The organism is Micromonospora zamorensis, from assembly GCF_900090275.1.
Lineage (GTDB): Bacteria > Actinomycetota > Actinomycetes > Mycobacteriales > Micromonosporaceae > Micromonospora > Micromonospora zamorensis.
Genome location: NZ_LT607755.1, coordinates 5,215,406 through 5,236,124, shown reverse-complemented (window position 1 = coordinate 5,236,124; position 20,719 = coordinate 5,215,406). Strand labels below are relative to the sequence as shown.

Below are 20,719 nucleotides of genomic sequence, written 5' to 3'. Positions count from 1 at the left end.
GGCGCTCAGCTTGTTACCGTGCCGATCATGCGTGCTGCCTTCGCCTCCCGCTTCAACGACGCCGACCCGCTCACCGCGCTCACTGTCGGTGAGCAGCCCGAGCCGACCCACCCGGCCGACGACTGGGTGACCGTGCAGTTGCGCGCCACCTCGCTCAACCACCACGACCTCTGGTCATTGCGCGGGGTGGGCCTCACCGAGGCCCAGCTGCCGATGATCCTCGGCTGCGACGCGGTCGGGCTGGACCCGGAGGGGCGCCCGGTGGTCGTGTACCCGGTGGTCGTCACCCCCGGTGACCCGCGCGGGGTCTCCATCCTCTCCGAGCACTTCGCCGGGACGCTCGCCGAGCGGGTCGCCGTACCCCGGTCGAACCTGATCCCGCTGCCCGACGGCATGTCGGCGACCGACGCGGCGTGCCTGCCCACGGCCTGGCTGACCGCGTGGCGGATGCTGACCACCAAGGGCCGTGTCGCGGACGCCGACAGCGTGCTGGTGCAGGGCGCGGGCGGTGGCGTCGCCACCGCGGCCGTCGCGCTCGCCGTCGCGATGGGCAAGCGGGTGTACGCGACCAGCCGCGACGCTGCCAAGCGGGAGCGGATCTCCGCCCTCGGCGCCACCGCCGTGGAACCCGGTGCCCGGCTGCCGGAACGGGTCGACGTGGTGATCGAGACGGTCGGCGCGGCCACCTTCGACCACTCGCTGAAGTCGGCCGCGCCGATGGCCCGGATCGTGGTCTCCGGGGCGACCGCTGGGCACCAGCCGGCGGTCAACCTGCGCCGGCTCTTCGCGATGCAGCTGGAGATCCTGGGCACGTCGATGGGCACGCCGGGGGAGCTGTACGAGCTGCTGGCGTTCTGTTCGGAGAACGAGGTGCGCCCGGTGGTGGACAGCGTGGTGCCGTTCAGCCGCGTCGAGGACGCCTTCGCCCGGCTGCACTCCGGCGACGCCTTCGGCAAGATCGTCATCGACCACACGGCCTGACGCTGCCGTCATGATCCGCGCAACATCGGGGAAACTGCTGCCTCGGGGCGCGCTGAGGCAGCAACATCACTGATGTTGCGCGGATCTTCGCCGTTTTCGGCCCGGTCGGGTCAGAGGTGGTCGTCGAAGGTGGCTATGTCGCCGCGTGTTGCGTCGGTGGGGATGCGCTTCCTGGCCGCCGGGTCGCCGTAGAGCGACCAGCGCAGGAACTCGACCGACGTGTCCGAGACGACCCGCAGCGTGGCGCCGTCGCTGAGCAGCGCACGCCCGTGGTCGCCCTTGGGCAGGCTCAGCATCGCCTTCGGCCAGGGCACCTTGTCGTACGCGGCCTTGCCCGCCGCGTACTCGACCACCTCGTCCAACTCGCCGTGCACGAACAGTTGCGGCGCTGCCGCCCCGGCGAACGCGGTGCCCACACCGAGCGCCGTGCCGGCGAACACCACACCCGCGTCCAGCCGCTCGTCTCTGCTCGCGGTGAACAGACCGATGGTGGTCACCCCGCCCGCCGAGTGCCCGGCCGCGGCCACCCGCTCGCCGTCCAACCGGCCGCGCAACGCGTCGCCGGCCTTGCCGTCCAACGCCAGCACCTGATCCAACGCATACGACACGTCAGCCGGTTGGTTGAGCACGTCGAGGACGTTGTTGTCCGCGCCCCGGGAGGTGTGCGGGAACGTCGGCGCGGCCACCACGAAACCCGCCGCCGCCCAGCGGGTCAGCAGCGTGGCGTAGTCGTCCGGCCGCCCACCCAGACCGTGACTGAACATCACCACCGGGAACCGGCCCTCCGCCGCCGCCGCCGACCGCTTGGCAGCGCCGCCGGACTGCCCGGCCGCCGGGTACCAGAGCGTCGTCGGCAGCGCGCGGCCGTCCCGGCCCAGCTTCAGTTGGCGTACGCCGACCGCGAAGGCGCGCTGCGGGGCCTTTCCGGCGGGGACCTGCGGTGTCGGCGTGGCGGCGGCCTTCGGCTCGACCGGCGGTGCCTGTCCGCTCTGGTTCGGGCGAGTGTCCGCTGAGCAGCCGACCAGACCGGCCATCAGTACGGTGCTGGCCATCAGTGCGGGAGTGACGCGACGCGACATGAATCCAATTGTGCCCTGCCCGACGGATCCGCCCGGCGGGCTTCGGCGCGCTGTGCCCACCCGATCACCGACCGCTGCGTCCCGGCGCCAGGCTCACTCAGGCCGCGGCACGGTCGGCGAGGGGGCGCCGCCGCAGCGCCGTGTCGGTCAGGGCACGCTGCCGGAAGGCGGCGTTCGGGTTGTACAGGTTGGTGCCGGGCGGCACTATCTCGTCGATCCGGTCGAGGGTCGCGTCGTCCAGGGTGAGCGCGGCGCCCTTGAGCAGGTCCTCCAGTTGCGGCATGGTCCGCGGTCCGATGATCGCCGAGGTGACGGCCGGATGGGCCACGGTGAAGGCGATGGCGAGCTGTGGAAGCGTGCAGCCGATGCTGGCCGCGAGGTCGACGAGCTGCTCGACGGCGTCGAGCTTGGCGGCGTTCTCGGCGATCGTGGGATCGAACTGCGCCGGCCGCAGGGCGGCACGCCCGGCCGACAGGTCGACGGGCTGGTCCCTGCGGTACTTCCCGCTGAGAAACCCGAAGGCGAGCGGGCTCCAGACCAGCACCCCCATGCCGTAGCGCCGGCAGACCGGCAGGGTCGAGGCCTCGACGCCGCGAGCCAGGATCGAGTATGGCGGCTGCTCGGTGCGCAGGCGTCCGAGGCCGCGGCGCTCGGAGACCTGGTGTGCCTCGACGATCTCCTCGGCGGGGAACGTCGAGCAGCCGAAGGCGCGGATCTTGCCTTCGCGCACGAGGTCGGTGAGCACCGAGAGTGTCTCCTCGATGTCGGTCGAGGGGTCGGGACGGTGCACCTGGTAGAGGTCGATCCAGTCGGTGTCCAACCGCCGGAGGCTCCCCTCGACCGCCTTGAGGATCCAGCGCCGCGAGTTGCCACCCTGGTTCGGGCCCTCGCCCATCGGGAAGTGCACCTTGGTGGCGAGCACGACGTCGTCGCGGCGCCCGCGCAGCGCCTTGCCCACGATCTGTTCGGACTCGCCGCGGCCGTACATGTCGGCGGTGTCGACGACGTTGATGCCCTGGTCGAGGGCGGAGTGGACGATGCGGACGCAGTCGTCGTGGTCGGGGTTTCCGACGGCACCGAACATCATGCTTCCGAGGCAGTGGGTGCTCACCTCGATGCCGGTGCCGCCGAGGGTGCGATAGCGCATGCCGATGCTCCTAGGTGATTCAGTGGTGATCACCTGGCACCGTAGGAGCTAGAGTCGGCTCTAGGTCAACCCTCGCTACCCTGCTCGGCATGGCTGAGGTCACCGCGAGTCTGAGCATCGGACAGGTCGCCGAACGCACCGGCTTGAGCGTGCACGCGCTCCGCTTCTACGAGCAGCAGGGTGTCTTCGTCAGCCCCGTACGCCGTGGGCCCGCCGGGCGCCGCGTCTACAGCCAGGACGACGTCGACTGGCTGAGCATCTGCATCATCCTCCGCGCCTCCGGCATGCCGCTGCCCGCGCTCCGCCGCTACGCCGACCTCGTTCGCGAGGGCGAGGGCAACGAGGAGGAACGACTCGCGCTGCTGCGCGAGCACCACGGGCGCGTCACCGACCAGCTCGGCCGGCTCGCCCAGTGCCTGGACCTGATCACCTTCAAGGTCGGGGTGTACGAGGATCTGCTCGACCAGAACCGTCAGGAGTGACGCGCCCGGGCATCAGTGGGCGGGACGGAACTCGTAGCGGGTCAGGGGAGTGCGGGCGTCGGCCGGGAGACGGGCTCCCGCCGCCTTGTCCCCGTACAGCGTCCAGCGCAGGAAGTCGGTGGTGGTGGCGAGGACCGGGGCGAAACCCGGATGGCCCGGCGTGAGGTACGCGCCGTGGTCCTGGCCGAGCAGGCTGAGGAACGCGGCCGGGCCGGGGGTACGCCCGTAGGCCGCCCGTCCGACCGTCAGCGGCACCACGGCGTCGGCTGTGCCGTGCACGAAGAGCACCGGCGCGACCGGCCCCGCGAAGCTGCCGGGCAACCCGCCCCCGGCGATCACGATCCCGGCGCGTAACCGGGCCGGGTGCCCCTCGCTGAACATGCCGGAGGTGGTGAAACCGCCCGCCGAGTGGCCTGCGGCGGCGACCGACGTCAGGTCCAGGTGACCGGCGAGCGGATCCTCGCGGTTGCGGTCGAGCCGCCCGAGGTGCCGGACCAGCCGCCACGCGTCGGCTGGCTGGTTGCGGACGTCGGCCCGGGTGAAGTGGGCGGCGCCCTGCCGGGTGTGCGGGTACGCGGGAGCGGCCACCACGAACCCCGCCGCCGCCCAGCGGGTGGTCAGGCCGGCGTGCAGATCGGGGTGGCTGCCCAGCCCGTGGCTGTAGACCACCACCGGGAACCGCCCGGCCGCCACCCCGTCCGCCGACGCCGGGAACCAGATCGTCACCGGCAGTGGGCGCGCCGAGCGCGGATCGAGGGTGAGCGTACGCACGCCGACGGCGTACGACCCCTCGGGCGCCCGACGCGCCGACACCGGCCCGGTGGCCTCGTCGATCGTGGCGGTGGCCGGCGCGCAACCAGCCAGCAGTGCCGTCACCAGTACGGCGACCAGCCGTCGCGCCCCCATGGTTCCACGGTAGGTGCCCGAGTGTGCGCAACGACCCCGCCGTCCGGCCCGGCTGTGCCCGCCACCCGGTCGGGTCCGCTCCGCCGGGCGGGTCGACCCGAGCGGGCGGTGCGGGCGGGGGCGGTGCGCCTGGACCGGCTTCGCTAGGGTCACCGGCATGCCTGAGAACTACACCGACCCCAGTGGCAACACCGAGGCGTTCCGCGCGTTCAGCCAGACGCCGGAGGCCGCCGCGCCGGCGGAGCCGCCGTCCCGCCTGCCGCTGATCATCGGCGCGGCGGTCGTCGTGGTCGTGCTGGTCGCCCTCGTCGCCTGGCTCGCGACGAGCTGAGCGTGCCGGACCGGGCCGACGCGCCCAGCCGGCGGCCGGCGGACGACCCGTCGGCGTCCCTGCTGACCAGGCTCCGGAGCATCCGCCGCGGTCCGGCCGTCATGGGCGCCCTGCTCCTGCTCACCAGCCTCGCGTACGCGACAAGCGTCGCCGGTTACAAGTGGCACCTGCACACCAAGGCTGAGCGGTTACGGGCCGAGGGCGTACCGGTTCTGGCTGACGTGAGCGACCGCCGGGACACCACCGGACGTGGCGGCGGCACCGACACCATCCAGGTCGGATACGACTACGAGGGTGTCCGGTACTCCGAGCGGATCCTCTGTGGCTCGGCCGGCGGCTGCACCGAGGAACCGCCGGCGGTGCTGCGGGTGTGGGTCGACCCGGTGCACCCCGAGGAGTTCCTCGCCGAGAACGGCAACACCGATGATTCGGTGTTCGTCCTCAACGCCTGGGGCGGCATCCCCTTCGGTCTGGCCTTCGCCGTGATCGGTGGGAGTATGGTCTGGACGGCCACCCTGCCGGACCGGGCTTCCGGCCCGACGCGGGCCAGACGTGGGCCTGGCCGGGACCGGGTCCGCCGTACCGTCAGTGCCCGGCGTCGGCGCAACGCCCGCCGCTGACGCGTCGTCAGCCGCGCGCGACCACGTCCCGGGTCTGCCGGGCGATCTCACGTTCCTCGTCGGTGCGGATGACACAGACACTCACCTCGGCGCCGGCGGGTGAAATCACCCGGTCGCCCTCGCCGCCGTTGCGGACATCGTCGACGGCGATGCCGAGCCGGTCCAGGCCGGCCAGCGCGGCAGCCCGGACCGGCGCCGCGTGTTCGCCGACCCCGGCGGTGAAGGTGATCGCGTCGACGTGGCCGAGCAGCGCGTAGTACGCCCCGACGTAGCCGGTGATGCGCCGGCAGTACACGTCGAAGGCCAGCTCCGCCGCCCGGTCACCGGCCGCCCGGCGCTGGAGCACCTCGCGCATGTCGTTCACGCCGGTCAACCCGAGCAGACCGCTGCGGTGGTTGAGCAGGTCGTCTATCTCGTCGACCGACAGCCCGCCCTCCCGGCGCAGGTGGAAGATCACCGTGGGGTCGAGGTCACCGCTGCGGGTGCCCATCACCAGCCCCTGCAACGGGGACATGCCCATCGAGGTGGCGACGCTGCGACCGTTCGCCACCGCGCAGGCGCTCGCCCCGTTGCCCAGGTGCAGGGTGATCGTGTTGAGCTGCTCGTACGGGCGGCCCAGCAGCTGCGCGGTGCGGCGGGACACGAACGCGTGCGAGGTGCCGTGGAAGCCGTACCGGCGGATGCCGTACCGCTCGGCGACCTCGCGGTCGATCGCGTACGTCGCGGCGGCCTCCGGCAGGGTGTGGTGGAACGCGGTGTCGAAGACGGCGACCTGCGGGATGTCCGGCAGCGCCGCGCGGGCCACCTCGATGCCGGCCAGGTTGGCCGGGTTGTGCAGCGGGGCGAGCGGCACCAGGTCCTTGATCGCGGCCAGGACCGCGTCGTCGACCAGCACCGGTGCGCTGAACTTCCGGCCGCCGTGCACCACCCGGTGCCCGACCGCCGTCAGGCCGGTCAGGTCCAGCCCGTCCAGGATCTGCCGGACGGCGCTGGCGTGGTCCGCCGGGCCGCCACCGGGCTCACCGACCCGCTCGACGGTGCCGTGGTCGAGCACCTGCTCACCGTCGTAGCGGCGCCACTTCACCGACGACGACCCACAGTTGAGCACCAGCACCCGACTCACGACGCCTCCTCGGTGGCCGCCTGGATGGCGGTGATCGCCACGGTGTTGACGATGTCCGGCACCATGGCGCCGCGGGACAGGTCGTTGACCGGCCGCCGCAGGCCCTGCATGACCGGGCCGACGGCGACCGCCCCGGCCGAGCGCTGCACCGCCTTGTAGGTGTTGTTGCCCGTGTTCAGGTCCGGGAAGATGAAGACTGTGGCGTGCCCGGCGACCGGGCTTCCCGGCAGCTTCGTGGCCGCCACCGCCGGGTCGATCGCCGCGTCGTACTGGATGGGCCCCTCGACCAGCAGGTCGGGCCGGCGTTCGCGGACCAGCGCGGTGGCCGCGGCGACCTTCTCCACGTCCGCGCCGGCACCGGAGCTGCCGGTGGAGTACGACAGCATGGCCACCCGGGGTTCGATGCCGAACCGGGCGGCGGTGTCGGCCGACGAGATCGCGATGTCGGCGAGCTGGGCGGCGTCCGGGTCGCGGTTGACCGCGCAGTCTCCATAGACCAGCACCCGGTCCGCCAGCAGCATGAAGAAGACGCTGGATGCGACCGAGACCTCCGGCACGGTACGGATGATCTCGAACGCCGGTCGGATGGTCGCGGCGGTGGTGTGCGTGGCGCCGGAGACCATGCCGTCGGCTCGTCCGGTCGCCACCATCAGGGTTCCGAAGTAGTTGGGCTGGGCCACGATGTCGTGCGCCAGCTCGGCGGTCATACCCCGATGGGCGCGCAGCCGCGCGTACTCGGCTGCGAAGTCGTCCCGCCAGTCGCTGGTGACCGGGTCGACCACGTTCGCGTCGCCGAGGTCGATGCCCAGCTCGCGGGTGCGCCGGGTGATGTCGTCCGGTCGGCCCAGCAGCGTCAGCTCGGCCACCCCACGGCGGAGCAGGATCTCCGCCGCGCGCAGGATCCGGTCGTCGGCACCCTCCGGCAGCACCAGGTGCCGGCGTTGCGAGCGGGCCCGGTCGATCAGCTCGTTCTCGAACATCAGCGGGGTGACCCGGGTCGACCGGCTGACCCGCAACCGGCGGGCCAGGTCGTCGGTGTCCACGCAGCGCTCGAAGGCGCCCAGCGCGGCCTCCACCTTGCGCGGGTTGGCCGCGCTGGGCCGGCCCTCGATCCGGCTGGACGCGGCCACCGTGTCGTAGCTGTCGCTGCGCACGGACAGCACCGCGAGCCCGGTGTTCAGCCCCTCCACCAGCCGCATGGCCCGGGGGTCGGGCTGCTCGCCGAGCGTGAGCACCAGCCCGGCCACCGACACCTGCCCGGCCACGTGCGCGGCGCTCGCGGCGACGAGCAGGTCGGCCCGGTCCCCGGGGGTGATCACAAGGGCGCCCTCGGTGAGGTGGTCCAGCAGGGTCGGCACGTGTGCCGCGCCGACCACGAAGTCCAGCACGTCCCGGCTGAGCGCGGCGTCGTCCCCGGCCAGCAGGGTGGCGTCGAGCGCCGCCGCCACCTCTGCCACCGTCGGCGCCGACACCGTCGGCACCTCCGGGATGGCGTACGCGGGGACCGGTAGGTCGGGCAGCGTCATCGGCCCGGCCACCCGGTTGGCCATCACCGCGAGCACTGTCGCTCCCAGGTCGGCCAGATCGTGGTACGCGCCCCGCATGGCCGCCGCGACGGCCGCCGGCTCCTGCTCGAAACCGTCCACCACCGGCACCACCACACTGCCGAACTCGGTGGCCAGCCGGGCGTTGAAGGCCAGCTCCCGGGGATGGGCCGGGTCACCCGGGTCGTCGAAGTCGCTGCCCACCACGACCACCGCGGGGCACTGCCGCTCGACCGCCCGGTACCGCTCGACGACCCGGGAGATCAGCTCCTCCCGGCGCCCGTCGGCGACGAGCGCCGCCGCTTCGGCGTATGTCATGCCGGTCAGGTCGGCCTCGGGCAGGTCGACCCGGTAGCGGTCGTGCAACAGGGCGAGGATCGGGTCGGGGCCGGTGCCGGAGACCAGCGGCCGGAACACGCCGATCCGCCCGACCTGGCGGGACAACAGCTCCGCCAGCCCGAGGGCGATGGTCGACTTGCCCCCGCCCGAACCGACGCTGGTCAGATACACGCTGCGAGCCACGTACCCACCCTAGAAGATCGCGAGATCCGCCACCCAGGCCCAATGGCCCCCGTCCACCGCCTGATCCGACAGGTGGTCATTCCTGGCGCAGGGCTGCGATGCCGGCCAGGAAGATGTCGATGCCGGCCAGGAACTGCTCACGGTCGTCATGTTCGCGTAGCTGCGTCACCGTCGCGTGCACGAACGGGTACCTGGCGGGGTCCAGTTGCGCCCACTGCGCGGCGGTGGTGTTGAGGAACGCCTGCCGGTCCGCGTCGCTGCCAGTGAGGTGTCGGGCGTTCGCGGCGTTCTGCACGGCGACGCCGAGGACGTAGTTCACGAGCGTCCCGGCCGCGTCGAAGCGCGCCTCCTCGGGGACGGCGAGCGCGTCCAGCAGCCTGCCGATGCTCTCGTAGAAGTCCAACAGCGCGGGCCGCCACGGTTGCCGGGAGAGTTCCGCACCGACCCAGGGGTGGGTGTGGATCGCGTCGAACAGGCCCTGGGCGAGGAGGCGCAGGGTGTCGCGCGGACCCGCGGCGGTGGCCGTGCCGGACAGGACGCGGGTGATGACGTCATCGGTGGCCGCCGCGAGCAGGTCGCCCTTGTCCGCGACGTGGTGGTAGATCGCGCCGTAGCCGGTCTTCAGGCGAACGGTGAGCGCACGCAGCGTCAGCGCGCTCTCGCCGTCGCTGTCCAGGATCTCGATCGCGGTCTGGATGATCAGCTCCCTGGACAGGCTGTCCGTGCGCCGCCGGGCCTGCGCGGATCCGTTCGCCGTTCTCTTTGCCATGCCCCTAGTGTCGCACCCGTTGGATCGCCGCTCCAATCACGTGTTAACGTCGTTTGGAGCGGCGATCCAACGGGATCGCCCATCAGGTCTGGAGGACCACCATGACGACACCGGTCACGATCATCGGAGCGGGTCTTGGCGGCCTGGTGCTGGCGCGCGTGCTGCACGTGCGCGGCGTCCCGTGCACGGTCTACGAGGCGGAGACGTCCCCGGCGACGCGCGCCCAGGGCGGCCTGCTGGACATCCGCGACTACAACGGCCAGCCGGCGCTGGAGATGGCGGGCCTGACCGGGGAGTTCCGCAAACTCATCCTGGAGGGGCGTCAGGCGATGCGGATCCTGGACCGGCGCAGGACCCTCCTGCTCGACGTGCCCGACGACGGTACGGGTGGCAGCCCCGAGGTGCAGCGCGGTGAACTGCGGCAGATGTTGCTCGACTCACTTCCCGCCGGCACCGTCCGCTGGGGCCACAAGGTCAGCGGCGTCCGGACCCTCGGTGAGGGCCGCCACGAGGTGTCCTTCGCCGACGGCACTGCCGTCGTCACGAACGTGCTGGTCGGCGCGGACGGCGCCTGGTCCCGGGTCCGGCCGTTGCTCTCCGACGCGACACCCGAATACACCGGCTTCTCGTTCATCGAGACCCACCTGTTCGATGGGGATGCCCGGCACCCGACCAGCGCGGAAACCGTCGGTGGGGGAGCGATGATGGTGCTGGAGCCGGGCAAGGGAATCCTGGCCCACCGGGAGCGCGACGGGAACCTGCACACCTGGGTGATGCTGGCCAGGCCGCAGGACTGGTTCGCCACCATCGACTTCACCGACCCCGACGTCGCCACCGCTCGGATCGTGCAGGAGTTCGACGGCTGGGCGCCTGAGCTCACCGCTCTGGTCACCGACGGTGAGACCCCACCGGTCCTGCGCCACATCTTCACCCTGCCCGCCGAGCACCGGTGGGACCGGACGCCCGGGGTGACCCTGCTCGGCGACGCCGCACACCTGGCGGCCCCCAACGGCGAAGGTGCCAACCTGGCCCTGTTGGACGGCGCAGAACTGGGCGAGGCCATCGCCGCGCACCCCGACGACGTGGAGACGGCGCTCGCCGAATACGAGCAGGCAATGTTCGTGCGTAGCGTCGGGGCGAACGCCGAGGGCCCCGACCTTGAGGACATGCTGGGCGACGGCACACCCCACAAGCTGATCAACGCCTTCATCGGCGGCTGACGCTGACTCGTCCGGCTGTCGGGCAGGGTGGTCGCGGCGGCCCGGCGCGGCCCGACGGTGCGGTCGGCGTCTCATTCAGTGAGCCATCGTCAGAGCTGAGAAAAATTCACGCTTAGACTCCCACCCCATGACCACCCGGGGCTTGAGCAGCGACGATACGCCGACCGGGAAGCTGACGCCGGCAGGCATGGACGGCGTTTCCCGGGCCCGCCCGGCGGCACCGGTCGACGAGCCCACCATGGTGGTCAGCCGCTCCGACGGCCCCACCGCGCTGATCGCCGCCGTGCCCCAACCGCCTCCGGTCTTCGTCGACCCCAGCGGCCGACGCCGATCCCGCCTGCGCTGGCTCGCGTACGTCGTCGGTCTGCTGGGCCTGACCTACACCGGGCTGGTGGCCGTCAGCTTCGCCGGCGGCATGGTGGAGCCGCACACGGTGCTCCCCTTCCTGGACGAGGTCGAGCAGTCTGAACGGCCCCAGTCGCCGCAGGCCGAGGCGATCACCGCCATCCCCGAGCCCTCGACAGCCGTCCCCCGTACGCCGGCGGCCACGGTGGCACCCACCGTCGCCCCGACTCCCCGTTCGCCTGCCCCCACACGGTCACCGAGCGCCACCCGCCCGGCGAGCGGTGACCCCGCCGGCGTGCCGACCTCGCCCAGCCCGGGGCGGACCACCTCGGCGGCTCCGACACCCGCAGACTCACCCTCGACCGAGGACCCGCCGCCCCCGCCCGAGGAAACCATCGACATCGAGCCCGGCGGTTCCCCCACCGACGGACTCCCCGCGGATGACTGAGCCGGCGATCACGGCCCGCCGCCGCCGGGCCGTACCGCCACCGCGCTGGGTCCTGCTCGGCATGCTTCTGGCGGTCCTGACCGGCGTGCTCCTGGTCAACGCGTACACCAACGCCTCCTTCACCCCGGACCACCAGCACAGCAACCAGGGGCAACGCGAGGTCCCCACCTCGGTGGTGAACGGGGGGCCGATCATCAGCGCCAACAGCGAGCAGGTCCGCTCCTACCGCCTGCCGGAACGGACCATCGCGCTCACCTTCGACGACGGCCCCGACCCGGTCTGGACCCCCGAGGTTCTGCGCGTTCTGGACGCCCACCAGGTCAAGGGCACGTTCTTCGTGCTGGGTTCGCAGGTCGCCCGGCACCCCGACATGGCCCGCAACCTGGTCGAGGGCAGCCACGAGCTCGGCGTGCACACGTTCACCCACCCCGACCTCAGCGAGCTGTCCGGATGGCGGCGAGACCTGGAATACGCCCAGACCCAGCTCGCCCTCGCCGCCGTCACCGGCGTGCGCACCTCACTGGTCCGGTTTCCGTACTCCTCGCATGCCGACGCGATCGACAACCAGGACTGGCCGGTGCTGATCGCCGCCGGTGACCTCGGGTACCTGACCGTGCTGAACGACACCGACAGCCAGGACTGGGCGCTGCCCGGCGTCGACAGGATCGTCGAGAACGCCACCCCGGACGGTGCCTCGGGCGCGATCACCCTCTGGCACGACGCCGGCGGTGACCGCGCACAGACCGTCGCCGCCCTCGACCGCTTCATCCCGATGATGAAGGAACGGGGATACCGCTTCGTCACCGCGACCGAGGGACTGAACCTCGCCTTCGCCGCCGCCGGTGTCGACCACCGGGCGGAATCCGGTGCCGCAGCCACCGCGGGGGACCGCTGGCGCGGCCGGATGCTGGTCTGGGCGGTACGGGGCGCCGACCACGTGCTGAGCGTGTTCGGGATCCTCTTCGTGCTCGTCGGGGTGCTCACGCTGGGGCGTACCGCCGTGCTGTTCCTGCTCGCCGGGCGACACGCCCGGCGCCGTCGGGCCGGGGACTGGACGTGGGGGCCGCCGGTCACAGCGCCGGTGTCGGTGATCGTCCCGGCGTACAACGAGAAGGAGGGGATCGCCGCGGCGGTCCGTTCACTCGCCGGCGGCGACCATCCAGGCGGAATCGAGGTGGTCGTCGTCGACGACGGCTCCACCGACGGGACCGCGGACATCGTCGACGCCCTCCGCCTGCCCAATGTCCGGGTGGTGCGCAAGCCCAACGGTGGCAAACCCAGCGCGTTGAACACCGGCGTGGCGCTGGCCCGGCACGACCTGATCGTCATGGTCGACGGGGACACCGTCTTCGAACCCGACGCCGTCCGCCGGCTCGTGCAGCCCTTCGCCGACCCGCAGGTGGGCGCGGTGGCAGGCAACGTGAAGGTCGGCAACCGGCGCAGCCTGATCGCCAAGTGGCAGCACATCGAGTACGTCATCGGATTCAACCTGGACCGGCGCCTCTACGAGACGCTGCGCTGCATGCCGACGGTGCCCGGGGCGATCGGCGGCTTCCGGCGGCAGGCGCTGCGGTACGCCGGAGGGATGACCGATGACACCCTGGCCGAGGACACCGACGTCACCATGGCGCTCGGCCGGGCCGGCTGGAAGGTCGTCTACGAGGAGACGGCCCGCGCCTGGACCGAGGCGCCGACGAGCATCGGCCAGCTCTGGAAACAGCGCTACCGGTGGAGCTACGGCACCATGCAGGCGATGTGGAAGCATCGCCGCTCCGTGTTCGACAGGGGTGCGTCCGGCCGGTTCACCCGGCGTTGCCTGTTCTTCCTCAGCCTCTTCGGCGTGCTGTTGCCGCTGCTCGCGCCGGTGATCGACCTGCTGGCCCTGTACGGCCTCTTCTTCCTCGACCGGACCGCCACGGCGGTGGCCTGGCTGGTCATGCTCGGCGTGCAGCTGGTCACCGCGGTGGTGGCGTTCCGGCTGGACCGGGAGAAGCTGGGCGTGCTGTGGGTGTTGCCGCTCCAGCAGTTCGTCTACCGGCAGTTGATGTATCTGGTGATGATCCAGGCCGTGGTCACCGCGTTGACCGGCGGCCGGCTGGGCTGGCAGAAACTGCGACGTACCGGCCTGGAACCCGTCGCCTCCCGTACCGGCTGACCGGCAGACGCCGGCCAGCGGCCAGTCGCCAGCGGCCAGCCGCCCGTCAGATGCCCAGCCGGGCGGCGCTTCCCGGCACCGGGTGGCTCAGTCCTCGTCGATGTCGTCGAGCCGGGCCAGCCAGGTGGCGAACCGCTCGATCGGCGTCTCGAAGTCGGGGTTGAGGTCGACGAAGTCGCGCAGGCGTTCACCCAGCCACTCCAGGGTCACCTGCTCGTCGCCCCGGCGCTCGACCAGCTCCTCGATGCCACGGTCGGTGAAGTACATGGGTACGTCCTCTTACTCGGCCCGGCAGGGCCGGGCGGGTGGTCAAGTGGACCGACGGAGCCGGGGCAGGACCGTGGTGAACGGCCCTGCCCCGGCTCTCGCGGTGCGGTCAGGTCACGGGCGGGGGAGAGCCGCCTCGATCAGCGCGTTCTGCTCGACCTCGTGGGTCTTGGCCGAGCCGACCGCCGGGGCGGCCGCGGCCGGGCGGGAGATCCGCCGCAGCCGGACGTCCGTGAGGTGCTCCAGCAGGTTGAGCGCGACGAACGACCAGGCACCCTGGTTGGCCGGCTCCTCCTGCACCCAGGCGAAGTCCTCCGCGTTCGGGAACTGCGCGAGGGCGGCCCGGATCTCCTCCACCGGCAGCGGGTAGAGCTGCTCGATCCGGAGGATCGCGGTGTCGGTGACGCCGCGCTCCTGCCGGGCCTGGAACAGGTCGTAGTAGACCTTGCCCGAGCAGAGCAGCACCCGCTTCACCGCCTCCGGTGCCGGGGCGGCCGTGTCGCGCAGCACCGGCTGGAAGGTGCCGGTGGTGAAGTCCTCCACCGACGAGACGCAGAGCTTGTGCCGCAGCAGCGACTTCGGCGTGAACACCACCAGCGGCTTGCGCTTGGGCGACAGGGCCTGGCGGCGCAGCAGGTGGAAGTAGTTCGCCGGGGTCGTCGGGATGGACACCCGCATGTTGTCCTCGGCGCACATCTGCAGGAACCGCTCCGGCCGGCCGGAGGTGTGGTCCGGGCCCTGGCCCTCGTGGCCGTGCGGCAGCAGCAGGGTGACGGCGGAGCGCTGGCCCCACTTCACCTCGCCGGACGAGATGAACTCGTCGATCACCGACTGGGCACCGTTGACGAAGTCACCGAACTGGGCTTCCCAGGCGACCAGCGCGTTGATGTTCTCCACCGAGTAGCCGTACTCGAAGCCCATCGCCGCGTACTCGCTGAGCAGCGAGTCGTGCACGAAGAACCGGGAGCGCTCGCCGTCGCCGGTGAGCGACTTGAGTGGCAGATAGTCCTCGCCGGTGCGGGAGTCGACCACCGAGGCGTGCCGCTGGACGAACGTGCCGCGACGCGAGTCCTGGCCGGCCAGCCGGACCGTGACCCCGTCGTGCAGCAGCGCACCGAGCGCGATGATCTCGCCGAAGCCCCAGTCGATGTTGCCCTCGACGGACATCTTCGCCCGCCGGTCCAGCAGTTGCTGGATCCGCTTGTGCGGGGTGAAGCCCTCCGGCAGGTTGATGTGCGCCTCGCCGACCGCCTTGACCACTGACGCGTCGGTGGCGGTGTCGACCTGCGGCTCCGGCTCCTCCTCGCGGCGCGGCCGGTTGAGCTGGCGCGGTGCCGCCGCGGCGTCCCGAGTGGCCTTGAAGACCTTCTCCAGCTGCGCCTGGTAGTCGCGCAGCAGCTCTTCCGCGTCCTCCACGGTGATGTCGCCGCGGCCGATCAGCTCCTCGGTGTAGAGCTTGCGGACCGAGCGCTTCGAGTCAATGATCTTGTACATCTGGGGGTTGGACATCGACGGGTCGTCGCCCTCGTTGTGCCCGCGCCGCCGGTAGCAGACCATGTCGATCACGACGTCCTTGTTGAACGTCTGCCGGTATTCGAAGGCCAGCCGGGCCACCCGGACCACGGCCTCCGGGTCGTCGCCGTTGACGTGGAAGATCGGCGCCTGGATCATCCGGGCCACGTCGGTGCTGTAGAGGCTGGACCGGCTGTATTCCGGGGCGGTGGTGAAGCCGACCTGGTTGTTGACCACAACGTGCACGGTGCCGCCGGTGCGGTAGCCGCGCAGCTGCGACAGGTTGAGCGTCTCGGCGACCACGCCCTGACCGGCGAACGCGGCGTCACCGTGCACCGCCAGCGGCAGCACTGTGTAACCCTCGAGCTTGAGGTCGATCCGGTCCTGCTTGGCCCGGACGATGCCCTCCAGCACCGGGTCCACGGCCTCCAGGTGCGACGGGTTGGCCACCACCGACACCTTGACCGAGTGCTCGCCGTCGGGGGTGGTGAACTTGCCGTTCTGACCCAGGTGGTATTTCACGTCGCCGGAGCCCTGCGTCGAGCGCGGGTCCAGGTGGCCCTCGAACTCCGAGAAGATCTTCTCGTACGGCTTGCCGACGATGTTCGCCAGCACGTTGAGCCGACCCCGGTGGGCCATGCCGATGACGACCTCGTCCAGGCCGTTCTCGGCCGAGGACTCCAGCACCTCACCGAGCAGCGGGATGAGGGACTCGCCGCCCTCCAGGGAGAAGCGCTTCTGGCCGACGTACTTGGTCTGCAGGAAGGTCTCGAACGCCTCGGCGGCGTTCAGCCGGTTGAGCACGTGCTTCTGCTCGTCGGCGGCCGGCTTCTCGTACTTGCGCTCGATCCGCTCCTGGACCCAGCGACGCTCCTCCGGGTCCTGGATGTGCATGTACTCGATGCCGACCCGGCGGCAGTATGAGTCGCGCAGCACGCCGAGGATCTCGCGCAGCTTCATCCGCTGCCGGCCGGCGAAGCCGTTGACCGGGAACTCGCGGTCGAGGTCCCACAGGGTGAGCCCGTGCTGGAGGACGTCCAGGTCGGGGTGCTTGCGGATCTTGAATTCCAGCGGGTCGGTGTCGGCCATCAGGTGACCACGCACCCGGTACGCGTGGATCAGCTCGTGCACCCGGGCGGTCTTGTTGATCTGACCCTCGGAGTTGACGGCGACGTCGCGCACCCAGCGCACCGGCTCGTACGGGATGCGCAGCGAGGTGAAGACCTGGTCGTAGAAACCGTGCTCACCCAGGATCAGCTCGTGCATCACCTTGAGGAACTCGCCGGACTGGGCGCCCTGGATGATCCGGTGGTCGTACGTGCTGGTCAGCGTGATGATCTTGCTGACGGCCAGCTCGGCCAGGGTGGTCTCGGACATGCCCTGGTAGGGGGCCGGGTATTCCATAGCGCCGACGCCGATGATCGCGCTCTGGCCCTGCATCAGCCGCGGCATCGAGTGCACGGTGCCGATGCCGCCCGGGTTGGTCAGCGAGATCGTGGTGCCGGAGTAGTCCTCCATGGTCAGCTCGTTGCGCCGCGCCCGCCGGACCACGTCCTCGTACGCCTGCCAGAACTGCCGGAAGTCCATCGTCTCGCAGCCCTTGATGGAGGGGACCACCAGGTTGCGGCTGCCGTCCGGCTTGGCCAGGTCGATCGCGATGCCGAGGTTGACGTGCGCCGGCCGGAGCACGGCGGGCTTGCCGTTGGCCTCGGCGAAGGAGTTGTTCATCTCCGGGTGCTGGACCAGCGCCCGGACCAGCGCGTAACCGACCAGGTGGGTGAAGCTGACCTTGCCACCGCGCCCCCGGGCGAGGTGGTTGTTGATCACGATGCGGTTGTCGACCAGCAGCTTTGCCGGGACCGCGCGGACGCTGGTCGCGGTGGGCACGCTCAGCGAGGCGTCCATGTTCTGGACGATCTTCGCGGCGACGCCACGCAGCGGCGTGGTCTGCGGACCGTCAGAGGCCGGCGCGGCGGCCTTGGCGGCCGGCTTGGCCGGTGCGGCCTTCTCCGGCGTGGCCTTGGGCGTGGCCGGAGCGGCGGCGGGCTTGGCCGGTGCCGACTGCGCGGCGGCCGCCTTCGTGGCGGTCGCCGGCTTCGCCTTGGTGCTCGGCTGGCTGACCTCGGCGGCTGCCTCCGGCTGGCCGTCGGGCTCGGGAGCGGCGGCTGGCTTGTTCGACGACTCGGCGCCGCGCGGGGTGGCCGCTCCGGGCGCCGGGCGGTAGTCGGCGAAGAAGTCGTGCCAGGCCGAATCGACGCTCGTTGGGTCGGCGAGGTAACGCTGGTACATCTCCTCGACGATCCACTCATTCGGGCCGAAACCCGCTAGTGGGTTCTCCTGCGAAGTCTGCTGGGTCGACACGGCCGGTAATCGCCTCTTTCACGCGGGTTTGTGTGGCACGCGGTGTGTTCCTCCCGCCCGGTCAGGGGCACGGAGGGTACGGCTCCCAGGCTACGCCGTACCGATCCCGCAGGCATTTCCGCCTCGGTCCCGTGGCCGGTTTCACAGAAGATGCCAGAAGTTCACCAACCGCTGCGTGGTCGGCCGCCAACTGCTAGGTGGGCCGCCGGGAGCGTAACGGCAGGCAACTGAGTACGGATGCAGATGTCTCCGCGCCGCGATTCCGGTGAGGATCCTTCGCATGGATCACAACGGGGTACGGGGGCGCTACGGCCGGAGTGTGGCGGTGGCGTCCGGTTGGTACGTGACGGTCGGTGCGGCAGTGGCGGTAGGCCTGGCGAGTGTGCCGAGCCCGCCGCCGACGGACTGCTCGGCCTGGTTCAGTTGCCTGTCGCCGGGGGAGTCTCTGGCTCTGGTCATGCTGGTGTGGGGTGGGCCGGTGCTGGCCGGGTTGCTCGTCGTGACGGCGCTGGTGGCCGCGCTGGTCGTCCGGCTGGTGCCCTCGGCGGTGCTCGCCGGCACCCTGTCCGCCCTGGTCACCGTCACGATCTGCGCAGCCGTGTACGCGGGGCGCTCGTGAAGCGGCTCGGCCTCGGAGGGCTCTTCTTCGTCTGGTTGTACGGGGTGCCGTTCCTGCTCCTGGTGGGCCTCATCCGGCGCACCTCGAAGCCGTACGCGCCGACCCACGAGGCGGCGCAGGCGTTCGGCGCCGGCACCGACGCCGTGCTGATCGCCGCTCTCCTGCTCAACGCGCTGCCGATCGTCGGGCTGTGGCTGGCGGGCGAGACGGACTGGCGCCGGCACTTTCGCTGGGCGGTCGGCGGGATGGTGGTGGTGTATCTGATGGTCGTTCTGGTCGGCCGGATGGCCACCGGTGTCCTGATCGGCCACACGCCCGCCGACGACGAGCCCGCTCCGGCGGTCACCCAGTGCATTCCGCGCAGCGGCGGCCGGGGCTGCCCTGGCGGGTGAGCCTGGCCGGCGTTCCGGGGTGACGGCGGCGCGTCGTCGCCACCCCGGACCGGTCAACTCAGGAGATGTCGCGACGGCGCATCAGCAGCGAGCCGACCACGCCGGTGACCACCGCGTAGCCGATCAGCACGGCCGCGCCCGCCCAGCGCGGCGGGTTGCCGGGGATGTCCGCCCCGGTGACCATCAGCGACGAGGCCAGCGACGGCACGAGCAACTGGAGATTGTTGATCCAGTCGCCCCAACGGTCGGCCAGGATGGCGATCACGAAGATGGCACCGATCGAGCCGCCCAGGTAGAGCAGGATGCCGGTCACGGTGGCGCCGATCTGGCTGCGGATCAGCACGCCGATGCCGACGCCGAACACCGCCCAGAGCAGGTACGCGAGCAGGTTCAACCCGATCGCCCGCCAGGCTGCGTCGTTGCCCAGTTGCGAGCCCAGCCCGATCGCGTTCAACACCGCCGAACCGGCGATCAGGTTGAACGCAGTGGTGACCAGCCAGAACAGCAGCGCCAGCACGCCGGCGGCGACTAGCTTGGCGCTCATCACCGCGGTGCGGTGCGGCTGGGTGAGGAACGTGGTGGTGACCGTCTGGTGGAAGAACTCACTGGTCACCACGATGATGCCGAGCAGCATCACGATGAGCAGCCCGAAGAACTGCCCGGTGGTGAACAGGTTCGACGAGAGCGCGTCCGCGCTGGACGCGGCCACCAGGGTGTCGGTCTGGTCGGCCGGCACCTCGCCGAGGTCGCCGTTGGTGAGGGTGTCGGCCTGCAACCAGTTGATCAGCAGGGTGAGCGCCCAGAGCGGCAGTGAGATGAGCGCGAAGACCCACCAGGTGTTGGTGGTACGGATCTTGAGCAGCTCGGATCGGACCAGGTTCATCGGATGCCCGCCTTTCCGGCCGTCAGCTCCAGGAAGACCCGTTCCAGGTCGGGCCGTTCGGTGGACAGTTCGTGCAGTTCCACCCCGGCGGCCAGGGCGGCCCGGCCGACAGTGGGTGCGTCGACCCCGGCGACCAGCAGGGTGCCGTGCTCGTCGGTGTCGACGGTGGCCGACTGCGCCTTCAGCGCGGCGGTCAGCGCCTCGGCCTGCGGAGTGCGGACCCGGACCAGGGCGCCCTGCGCCATCGACCCGAGGACCTGGTCGACCGGCCCCTGCCGGACGAGCTGACCGGCGGCGATGATCACCACGTCGTCGGCGAGGAGCTGCATCTCCGACAGCAGGTGGCTGGAGACCAGCACTGTACGGCCCTCGTGGGCGAGGTTCTTGAGGAATCCACGCATCCACCGGATGCCCTCCGGGTCCAGTCCGTTGGCCGGCTCGTCGAGGATCAGCACGCGGGGGTCACCGAGCATCGCGGCGGCGATGCCGAGCCGCTGCTTCATGCCCAGCGAGTAACCCTTGAACTTGCGCTTCGCCGCCGGGGTCAGCCCGACCAGGGCCAACGCCTCGTCGGCCCGCTGCTTCGGCAGCCCGGCCGCCGCGCAGATCACCCGCAGGTGGTTGATGCCGGTACGGCCCTTGTGCGCGCTGGAGGCCTCCAGCACCGCGCCGACGTGCCGCAGCGGGTCGGCGAGGTCGGCGTACCGGTGGCCGCTGATGGTGGCCGTGCCGGCGGTGGGGGTGACCAGATTCAGCAGCATGCGCAGCGTGGTGGTCTTGCCTGCGCCGTTCGGGCCGAGGAAGCCGGTCACCCGCCCCGGCGCCACGGTGAAGGACAGGTTGTTCACCGCCCGGACGTTCTTGTACTGCTTCGTCAGACCGGACACCACGATCTGACCGTCGCTAGTGGGGCTTCTCTGCCCGTCAGTCATCGTTCTCCTCCCGTGTGTGGCGTCGAGGTACGCCGTGGCACAGCGTGACGGCCCGTGGCAACAAGGTCAATCAGGCGCGGT

19 protein-coding genes are annotated in these 20,719 nt (G+C 71.2%); 9 read left to right on the top strand and 10 right to left on the bottom strand.

Annotated features, from left to right (window positions below; all coding sequences use genetic code 11):
• Positions 1 to 18: 18 nt before the first annotated feature.
• Positions 19 to 981, top strand: a complete 963-nt coding sequence (locus GA0070619_RS23155) for a zinc-binding dehydrogenase (RefSeq protein ID WP_088950004.1) — start codon at positions 19 to 21, stop codon at positions 979 to 981.
• A gap of 110 nt (positions 982 to 1,091) precedes the next feature.
• On the opposite strand, the gene GA0070619_RS23150 is transcribed toward GA0070619_RS23155, so the two are convergent.
• Both GA0070619_RS23150 and GA0070619_RS23145 read right to left on the bottom strand, forming a co-directional pair.
• Positions 1,092 to 2,060, bottom strand: coding sequence for an alpha/beta hydrolase family protein (locus GA0070619_RS23150; RefSeq protein WP_088950003.1), 969 nt, complete (start codon positions 2,058 to 2,060; stop codon positions 1,092 to 1,094).
• A 97-nt stretch (positions 2,061 to 2,157) separates the two neighbouring features.
• On the bottom strand, positions 2,158 to 3,207 hold the full coding sequence (locus tag GA0070619_RS23145) for an aldo/keto reductase (RefSeq protein WP_088950002.1): 1,050 nt from the start codon (positions 3,205 to 3,207) through the stop codon (positions 2,158 to 2,160).
• A gap of 89 nt (positions 3,208 to 3,296) precedes the next feature.
• On the opposite strand from GA0070619_RS23145, the gene GA0070619_RS23140 reads away from it, so the two are divergent.
• Positions 3,297 to 3,689, top strand: a complete 393-nt coding sequence (locus GA0070619_RS23140) for a MerR family transcriptional regulator (protein WP_088950001.1) — start codon at positions 3,297 to 3,299, stop codon at positions 3,687 to 3,689.
• A gap of 12 nt (positions 3,690 to 3,701) precedes the next feature.
• Here GA0070619_RS23140 and GA0070619_RS23135 read toward each other — a convergent pair whose 3' ends face one another.
• Positions 3,702 to 4,595, bottom strand: coding sequence for an alpha/beta hydrolase family protein (locus GA0070619_RS23135; protein WP_088950000.1), 894 nt, complete (start codon positions 4,593 to 4,595; stop codon positions 3,702 to 3,704).
• 157 nt (positions 4,596 to 4,752) lie between these two features.
• Between GA0070619_RS23135 and GA0070619_RS32870 the strand changes: the two genes are divergently transcribed.
• Both GA0070619_RS32870 and GA0070619_RS23130 read left to right on the top strand, forming a co-directional pair.
• Positions 4,753 to 4,926: a hypothetical protein gene (locus tag GA0070619_RS32870; protein ID WP_172862102.1), complete on the top strand. Its 174-nt coding sequence runs from the start codon at positions 4,753 to 4,755 to the stop codon at positions 4,924 to 4,926.
• A gap of 2 nt (positions 4,927 to 4,928) precedes the next feature.
• On the top strand, positions 4,929 to 5,546 hold the full coding sequence (locus GA0070619_RS23130; RefSeq protein ID WP_088949999.1) for a hypothetical protein: 618 nt from the start codon (positions 4,929 to 4,931) through the stop codon (positions 5,544 to 5,546).
• Positions 5,547 to 5,553: 7 nt separating this feature from the next.
• On the opposite strand, the gene GA0070619_RS23125 is transcribed toward GA0070619_RS23130, so the two are convergent.
• The 3 genes from GA0070619_RS23125 to GA0070619_RS23115 form a co-directional block, all read right to left on the bottom strand.
• Complete coding sequence (locus tag GA0070619_RS23125) at positions 5,554 to 6,669, bottom strand: acetate/propionate family kinase (protein WP_088949998.1); 1,116 nt, start codon at positions 6,667 to 6,669, stop codon at positions 5,554 to 5,556.
• Entirely contained in the window at positions 6,666 to 8,735 is a 2,070-nt protein-coding gene (gene pta, locus GA0070619_RS23120; protein ID WP_088949997.1) for a phosphate acetyltransferase, read from the bottom strand. Before pta ends, GA0070619_RS23125 begins: the two co-directional genes overlap by 4 nt.
• 76 nt (positions 8,736 to 8,811) lie before the next feature.
• Positions 8,812 to 9,504 (bottom strand): TetR/AcrR family transcriptional regulator, encoded by a 693-nt coding sequence (locus tag GA0070619_RS23115; protein ID WP_088949996.1) that lies wholly within the window; start codon positions 9,502 to 9,504, stop codon positions 8,812 to 8,814.
• 101 nt (positions 9,505 to 9,605) lie between these two features.
• Here GA0070619_RS23115 and GA0070619_RS23110 point away from each other — a divergent pair, with 101 nt between their 5' ends.
• The 3 genes from GA0070619_RS23110 to GA0070619_RS23100 all read left to right on the top strand — a co-directional run bounded on the left by GA0070619_RS23110 (position 9,606) and on the right by GA0070619_RS23100 (position 13,672).
• Positions 9,606 to 10,724 carry an FAD-dependent oxidoreductase gene (locus GA0070619_RS23110; protein WP_088949995.1) on the top strand — a complete coding sequence of 373 codons (1,119 nt, stop codon included), beginning with the start codon at positions 9,606 to 9,608 and terminating at the stop codon, positions 10,722 to 10,724.
• Positions 10,725 to 10,851: 127 nt separating this feature from the next.
• On the top strand, positions 10,852 to 11,517 hold the full coding sequence (locus GA0070619_RS23105) for a hypothetical protein (protein WP_157744074.1): 666 nt from the start codon (positions 10,852 to 10,854) through the stop codon (positions 11,515 to 11,517).
• Entirely contained in the window at positions 11,510 to 13,672 is a 2,163-nt protein-coding gene (locus GA0070619_RS23100) for a bifunctional polysaccharide deacetylase/glycosyltransferase family 2 protein (protein ID WP_088949993.1), read from the top strand. Before GA0070619_RS23105 ends, GA0070619_RS23100 begins: the two co-directional genes overlap by 8 nt.
• Positions 13,673 to 13,759: 87 nt before the next feature.
• Here the strand turns inward: GA0070619_RS23100 and GA0070619_RS23095 are convergent, their stop codons facing one another.
• On the bottom strand, positions 13,760 to 13,939 hold the full coding sequence (locus tag GA0070619_RS23095; protein ID WP_088949992.1) for a DUF6104 family protein: 180 nt from the start codon (positions 13,937 to 13,939) through the stop codon (positions 13,760 to 13,762).
• A gap of 114 nt (positions 13,940 to 14,053) precedes the next feature.
• A complete protein-coding gene (locus GA0070619_RS23090; RefSeq protein ID WP_088949991.1) occupies positions 14,054 to 17,812 on the bottom strand; it encodes a multifunctional oxoglutarate decarboxylase/oxoglutarate dehydrogenase thiamine pyrophosphate-binding subunit/dihydrolipoyllysine-residue succinyltransferase subunit in 3,759 nt (1,252 codons plus the stop codon).
• A 280-nt stretch (positions 17,813 to 18,092) separates the two neighbouring features.
• Between GA0070619_RS23090 and GA0070619_RS23085 the strand changes: the two genes are divergently transcribed.
• Entirely contained in the window at positions 18,093 to 18,431 is a 339-nt protein-coding gene (locus GA0070619_RS23085; protein ID WP_088949990.1) for a hypothetical protein, read from the top strand.
• Entirely contained in the window at positions 18,428 to 18,823 is a 396-nt protein-coding gene (locus GA0070619_RS23080) for a hypothetical protein (protein WP_088949989.1), read from the top strand. Before GA0070619_RS23085 ends, GA0070619_RS23080 begins: the two co-directional genes overlap by 4 nt.
• A 58-nt stretch (positions 18,824 to 18,881) precedes the next feature.
• Here GA0070619_RS23080 and GA0070619_RS23075 read toward each other — a convergent pair whose 3' ends face one another.
• Together GA0070619_RS23075 and GA0070619_RS23070 are read right to left on the bottom strand one after the other, a co-directional pair.
• Positions 18,882 to 19,706 (bottom strand): ABC transporter permease, encoded by an 825-nt coding sequence (locus GA0070619_RS23075; RefSeq protein WP_088949988.1) that lies wholly within the window; start codon positions 19,704 to 19,706, stop codon positions 18,882 to 18,884.
• Positions 19,703 to 20,638, bottom strand: coding sequence for an ABC transporter ATP-binding protein (locus GA0070619_RS23070; RefSeq protein WP_088949987.1), 936 nt, complete (start codon positions 20,636 to 20,638; stop codon positions 19,703 to 19,705). The genes GA0070619_RS23075 and GA0070619_RS23070 overlap by 4 nt, the downstream gene beginning before the upstream one ends.
• Positions 20,639 to 20,719: the final 81 nt, after the last annotated feature.